Source organism: Nocardia testacea NBRC 100365, assembly GCF_000308775.1.
Taxonomy (GTDB): Bacteria; Actinomycetota; Actinomycetes; order Mycobacteriales; family Mycobacteriaceae; genus Nocardia; species Nocardia testacea.
The window spans coordinates 25101-31100 of the sequence record NZ_BAGJ01000112.1 but is presented as its reverse complement, the minus strand read 5'-3'; the positions used below and the strand labels follow the sequence as shown (position 1 = coordinate 31100).

The following is a 6000-nucleotide window of genomic DNA, read 5'->3' as shown; positions in this document are numbered from 1 at the left end:
CCTTCGAGCGGGAGTGTGGGCGTCCGGGTCATCGATCACCGTACGACCGGGTCGTGGTCCGGAGCGGATCGCGTGGTCGAAGAGCTACGGGATCCGCGTTCCGGGCGGGCCCGGCCGGTATCCGAATGACAACCGCGGGGGACCCGGTGGGCGGCGACCCGGTGATTGCTATCTTGAACGTCGTTCAAGTCATGGTGTGTGGAGGTTCCCGGTGAGCGGTGTCGACAACGAGCGGATGCCCCGGCCGGGTATCACCGCACGCGATATGGCGCAGATCGCGGTGTTCGCCGCGCTGATCGCGGCGCTCGGCCTGCCGGGCGCCATCACGGTCGGATTCACCGGTGTGCCGATCACCGTGCAGACCCTCGGCGTCATACTGGCCGGGGCGGTGCTGGGACCGCGTAAGGGCACGGCCGCCGTGGCGGTCTTCATCGCCCTGACCATCATCGGGCTGCCGCTGCTGTCGGGCGGCCGCACCGGGCTGACCGCGCTGGCCGGCCCGAGTGCCGGCTACCTGATCGGCTGGATACCGGCGACATTGTTCATCGGGCTGCTCACCGCCCGCATCGTGCCCAAGTACCCGCTGGTGCCCGCGCTGCTGATCAACGCGGCCGGTGGGATCGTGGTCATCTACTTCTTCGGGACTCTCGGCCTGCTGCTGCGCACCGATGTCGCACTGTGGCCGGCGATCGCCTCGAACGGCCTGTATCTGCCCGGCGACCTGCTCAAAGTGGTCGTCGCGACCGTGGTGGCCAAAGGTGTGCACCGCGCCTACCCAGGGTTGATCCGTGCCTAGCCGGGAACTCGGCGGAACCGGTGACGCTCCCGCGCTCGAGCTCGGCGGCCAGCGGTACAGCTATGCCGAACTCGATCGCGCCGTCGACCGCTGGAGCGAGCGGCACGAGCCGGGCCCGCGTGGATACGACGCCTCCACCCTCCCGGTCGCCGAAGCGCTGATCTGCGTCTGCGCGGCCGCGCGGCGCGGTGTCCCGGTCGCCGTGGAAGACCCCGCGACGCGGCCCGACCGCACCGAATGGCCGGCGGCGGCCTTCCTGCTGGTCGCCACCTCGGGTTCGACCGGGCGGCCCCGGCCGCTGGCCCGCACCGCCGCTTCCTGGTACGACAGCTTCCCCGCCTTCACCGCCATCACCGGGATCACCGCCGCCGACCGGGTCCTGCTCACCGGCCCACTGCACGCGACGATGCATCTGTTCGCAGCCCTGCACGCGCTGTGGTGCGGGGCCTGCGTCACCGACGATCCACGGCGGGCCACCGTCGTGCACGCCGTGCCGGCGGTCCTGCGCGAGGTCGTGCGCACCGCGCCCGAGCTGCGCACCGCCGTCGTCGCCGGTATCGCCGCCGACTCCGGAGCGCTCGCGGCCGCCCGTCATCTGCGTGTCGTCGAGTACTACGGCTCTTCCGAGGTATCGCTGGTCGCCGCCCGGCGGGTACCCGAACCGCTCCGGTTGCTCGACGAGGTGGACGCCGAGATCCGCGACGGGTTGCTCTACGTCCGATCGCCCTACACGGTGCTCGGGGCACCCGAATGGTTCGGTGTCGGGGATCTGGCCGTACTCGGGGACAACGGGGAGATCGCGGTGCGGGGCCGGGGTGCGGCGGTGATCAATGTCGGCGGCACCACCGTCGTCGCCGAGGATGTGGAGCGGGTACTCGGCGGTATCGACGGTGTGGTGGCGGCCGCGGTGATCGGTTCGGCGCACGCGGTGTTCGGTGAAATAGTGACCGCGGCAGTGCAATTGGACGGTATCGCGATCGAGGAGGTGCGTCGGCGGGCGCGCGGGCTGCTGAGCCGGGAAGCGGTGCCGCGACGCTGGGTGCGGGTCGGTGAACTCCCCACCACGACCGCCGGGAAGGTCGCCCGCGGCCGATTGAAAGACTTGCTGGCGTGAGTGCTGTCCCTGTCCTGGTCGCCGCCCGGCGCACCCCGATCGGCACGGCCGGGCACGCGTTCGCCGGACTGACCGTTACCGATCTGGCCGCCCCGGTCCTGCGGGCCGTGGCCGGGGAGTTGCGTGCGGCCGGGGTCGACGACGAGATCGACGATGTGGTGCTGGGCAACTGCCTGGGCCCCGGTGGGGATCCGGCCCGGGTGGCGGCGCTGCGGGCCGGCCTCGGGACACAGGTGCCCGGCGTCACCGTGGACCGGCAGTGCGGTTCCGGGCTGGACGCGGTGATGCAGGCCGCGCTGCGGGTGCGCAGCGGCGCGGACGGATTGATCCTCGCCGGTGGGGTCGAATCCGCGAGTACCGCGCCGTGGCGGTTCTGGCCGCCGGAGCCGGAGCGGGAACCGGTGCGCTACACCCGCGCGCCCTTCGCGCCGGAGGGATTCCCGGACCCGGATATGGGTGTCGCCGCCGATGATCTCGCTCGGCGCCGCGGTATCGGCCGGGAACGTCAGGACGCCTACGCCGCCCGATCCCATGCCCGCGCCGCCGCCACCGATTTCGGCGCCGAGCTCGTGCCGGTCGCGGGGGTGAGCCGGGACCAGCGCATCCGGCCGGGGATGACCGCGCAGCGGCTGGCCCGGTTGCGGCCCAGTTTCGGTGCCGGTGGAACGGCGACCGCGGGCAACTCCTGCGGGATCTCCGACGGGGCCGCCGTGCTGGCCGTGACGAGCGAGACGCGAGCGGCCGGGTTGCCCGCCCTGCGCGTCCTCGGTTCGGCGGTGAGCGGCTCGGACCCCGCGCTGCCCGGGCTGGGCCCGGTTCCGGCGATCCGGAAGGTGTTGCGCCGCACCGGTCATTCGGTGGCCGATCTCGGCATCGTGGAGATCACCGAAGCCTTCGCCTCGGTGGTGCTGGCCGTGGCAGACGAACTGGGGCTGGACGAAGCGGTCCTCTGCCCGGAAGGGGGCGCGATCGCCATGGGCCATCCCTGGGGCGCCTCGGGCGCGGTCCTGCTGGTGCGGCTGGCGAGCCAGATGCTGCGCCCGGACGGGCCCGCCCTCGGACTGGCGGCCTGTGCCATCGGCGGCGGTCAGGGGATCGCTGTACTCGTGGAGCGGATGCAATGAGCGAGATCGTCTTCGACGCGGTGAGCCACCGCTACGGTGAACGCCGGGTCCTGCGGGAGGTGGATCTGCGGATCACCGAGCGCCGGGTCGGCATCATCGGCGCCAACGGATCCGGGAAATCGACGCTGGCCCGGATGATCAACGGTCTGCTGGCCCCGACTTCGGGCACCGTCACCGTGGACGGTGTCGACGCCGCGAAGAAGGGTTCGCGGGTCCGTCGCAAGGTGGGGTTCGTGTTCACCGATCCCGATTCCCAGATCGTCATGCCGACAGTCGCCGAGGACCTGGCGTTCTCGCTGCGGCGTACGGGTCTGGGCAAGGCCGAGATCGCCGGGCGGGTGGCCGAGATCCTGGACCGCTTCGGCCTCGCCGCGCACGCCGAACACCCGTCCCATCTGCTCTCCGGCGGGCAGAAACAGCTGCTCGCGCTGGGCGCCGTTCTCATCCGGCGCCCGGAGGTGATCGTTGCCGACGAGCCGACCACCCTGCTGGATCTGCGTAACGCCCGCGCCGTCGCCGCGGCGCTCGATGCGGTGGACCAGCAGGTGATCGTGGTGACCCATCAGCTCGGCCTGCTGGACAGTTTCGAACGGGTGATCGTCGTCGACGAGGGCGCCGTGGTCTTCGACGGCACCCCCGCCGCGGCCGTCCCCGCCTATCGGGAGCTGATCGAGTGATCGGGCTGTACCTTCCCGGCCACTCGCTGCTGCACCGGATGCCCGCCGGTGCGAAACTGCTGTCGCTGCTGGTGATCATCGTGGCGGCGACCGTTCTCGTGCGGACCCCCGCGCAGGCCGGGGTTCTCGGGCTCGCCGTCGTCGCGCTGTTCGTGCTCGCCCGGGTCCCGTGGCGGGTGGCGCTGGCCCAGCTGCAGCCGGTGTTGTGGATGCTGGCGCTCATCGCGGTGGTCCAGGTCCTGACGACCTCGCCCGCACGCGCGACGGTGGTGTGCGCGCTGCTGCTGATCTCGGTCGCGCTGGCCGCGCTGGTCACGCTGACGACCCGGGTCACCGATATGTTGGACGCCGTCACCCGGGGGCTCGGTCCGCTGCGCCGGTTCGGTGTCGACCCCGAACGCGTCGGCCTGCTGCTGGCACTGGCGATCCGCTGTGTACCGCTGCTGGCCGGGATCGTCCGTGAGGTGGCCGACGCGCGGCGCGCGCGGGGACTGCAGTGGTCGGTGACCGCCCTGGCCACTCCGGTGCTGGTCCGGGCGCTGCGCACCGCCGACGCGATGGGCGACGCGCTGGCCGCCCGCGGAGTCGACGATGACTGAGCTGCTCGCCGAGCGGATCGCGCGGCAGGCGGCCCGGAATCCGGCCGGGACCGCCGTCGTCGCCGCCCGCGAACACGCCACCTACGGCGAATTCCTCGGGCGGGTCACCCGGACCGCCGCGGGTCTGGCCGGTGCGCACCGGGTGGCGGTCCTGCCGACCTCCGATATCGATTCACTGGTCACCGTGGCGGCGGCGATGTACGCCGGGGTCGGGGTGGTGCTGCTGCACCGCCATCTGTTGCCGCGACAGCTGGACCGGGTCCTGACGCTGTCCCGTCCCGCGCAGGTGTGCGCCGCCGCCGGCCGTCACGGGCTGTTGCGCCGGCTCGGCTGGACGGGCCACATCGCCACCGCGGCGGAACTGGAATCGGACGGTACGTGCGGGCGCGCGGACCCCGGTAGCGAACTGCTGGTGGGGATCACCTCGGGCACCACCGGTGAACCCAAACTCTTCGTCCGGGACCAGCGATCGTGGGCGGCGACCCTGGACCGTTCCGACGCGACCTTCGATATCGAGGCCGGCGACCGGGTCTCCACGCCGGGCGTACTCGACCACACCCACTTTCTCTACGGCGCGCTGCACACGCTCACCCGCGGCGCGACGGTCGATCTGCGTCCGGTCGGCGCGGCGCTGGCCGATGACCCCACCCACCTGTACTCGGTACCCGCCATCGCCTGGGACGTGGTACGTGCGGAGGTGGGGCCGGTCGGCAGCGTGCGTGAGGTGCTCTCCTCGGCGGCGCGCTGGCCCCGGCCGGGTCGCGCGGCCTTGCGGGAGGTGCTGCCGAATGCCGCGCTCACCCATTTCTACGGGGCCTCGGAGCTGAGTTTCGTCTCCTTCGACCGCGGTCCGGGCGATGCCGACGACAGCGCGGCGGGGGAGTTGTTCGACGGCGTCGAGGTGCAGATCCGTGACGGTCTCGTGCATGTGCGCAGCGATATGGTCTTCACCGGGTACCTGACCGAGGACGGTGTGGTGGACGGTCCGGTCGACGGCTGGTTCTCGGTCGGCGATCGAGGAGCGCTGGCGGGCAACAGGTTACGACTCTTCGGCCGCGACGGTGAAATGCTCATCCGGGGCGGGCTCAATGTGGAACCGGCGGCGGTGGAGGCCGCGCTGACCGCGATCCCGGGGATCGCCGAGGCCGCCTGCGTCGGACTCGCCGACGAACGCTGGGGTCAGGTACCGGTGGCCGCCGTCGTCGTCACCGGCGACGCGCCCGGCCCCGACGAGATCCGGCGCCGGTTGCGGGCGGTGCTGCCGGCCCCGAGCCTGCCGGATCGGGTCCGAGTGGTGGACCGGCTGCCGCGGACACCGCGGGGCAAAGTGGATCGCGCCGCACTGACCGCCCTGTTCGGCTGAGCTCGCGCCGGCCGGGGGGCGTCGGCGCTCGGTCGGCGTGGGCGCCGCGCCCATCCGGCGGATAGCACCCCCGTGCGCCGGGAACCTCACGTGAATATTGTGTTTCCGCTGGTCAGTGGGAGATTCTGTCCGATATGCTCGGCTGTGTCGTACGCGGCGGTGGCGCTGTGTAGTACGCGGCGGTGGCCGCTCACCGGATGGTGACCTCGGGGCGCCGCACCTTCGCCGGGTCTCAATGACACGTATCGATTGGGTAGCGATTGTCATTTTCGTTTCGCGACCTCTAGTGCCGAGCTTGGTCAGCTCTTTACTATGTGTGGAGCCGGA

6 protein-coding genes are annotated in these 6000 nt (G+C 71.7%); all 6 read left to right on the top strand.

Annotated features, from left to right (window positions below; genetic code table 11):
• Positions 1-235 precede the first annotated feature (235 nt).
• Genes ON38_RS16230 through ON38_RS16205 form a run of 6 tightly spaced genes read left to right on the top strand, consistent with a single transcriptional unit; the run spans position 236 to position 5673 of the window.
• The gene (locus tag ON38_RS16230) at positions 236-796 is read left to right on the top strand and encodes a biotin transporter BioY (protein WP_506330620.1); all 561 of its coding nucleotides are present in this window, start codon (positions 236-238) and stop codon (positions 794-796) included.
• Positions 789-1910: a class I adenylate-forming enzyme family protein gene (locus ON38_RS16225; RefSeq protein ID WP_039825641.1), complete on the top strand. Its 1122-nt coding sequence runs from the start codon at positions 789-791 to the stop codon at positions 1908-1910. Before ON38_RS16230 ends, ON38_RS16225 begins: the two co-directional genes overlap by 8 nt.
• A complete protein-coding gene (locus tag ON38_RS16220; protein WP_085995424.1) occupies positions 1907-3034 on the top strand; it encodes a thiolase family protein in 1128 nt (375 codons plus the stop codon). The genes ON38_RS16225 and ON38_RS16220 overlap by 4 nt, the downstream gene beginning before the upstream one ends.
• Positions 3031-3711 carry an energy-coupling factor ABC transporter ATP-binding protein gene (locus ON38_RS16215; RefSeq protein WP_039825639.1) on the top strand — a complete coding sequence of 227 codons (681 nt, stop codon included), beginning with the start codon at positions 3031-3033 and terminating at the stop codon, positions 3709-3711. Before ON38_RS16220 ends, ON38_RS16215 begins: the two co-directional genes overlap by 4 nt.
• Positions 3708-4310, top strand: coding sequence for an energy-coupling factor transporter transmembrane component T family protein (locus ON38_RS16210; RefSeq protein WP_039825638.1), 603 nt, complete (start codon positions 3708-3710; stop codon positions 4308-4310). The genes ON38_RS16215 and ON38_RS16210 overlap by 4 nt, the downstream gene beginning before the upstream one ends.
• Positions 4303-5673: an AMP-binding protein gene (locus ON38_RS16205; protein ID WP_039825637.1), complete on the top strand. Its 1371-nt coding sequence runs from the start codon at positions 4303-4305 to the stop codon at positions 5671-5673. Before ON38_RS16210 ends, ON38_RS16205 begins: the two co-directional genes overlap by 8 nt.
• Positions 5674-6000: the final 327 nt, after the last annotated feature.

Coding starts and splice junctions, on each gene's coding strand:
- ON38_RS16230 (WP_506330620.1), top strand. CDS start 236: ATGCCCCGGCCGGGTATCACCGCACGCGATATGGCGCAGATCGCGGTG.
- ON38_RS16215 (WP_039825639.1), top strand. CDS start 3,031: ATGAGCGAGATCGTCTTCGACGCGGTGAGCCACCGCTACGGTGAACGC.
- ON38_RS16205 (WP_039825637.1), top strand. CDS start 4,303: ATGACTGAGCTGCTCGCCGAGCGGATCGCGCGGCAGGCGGCCCGGAAT.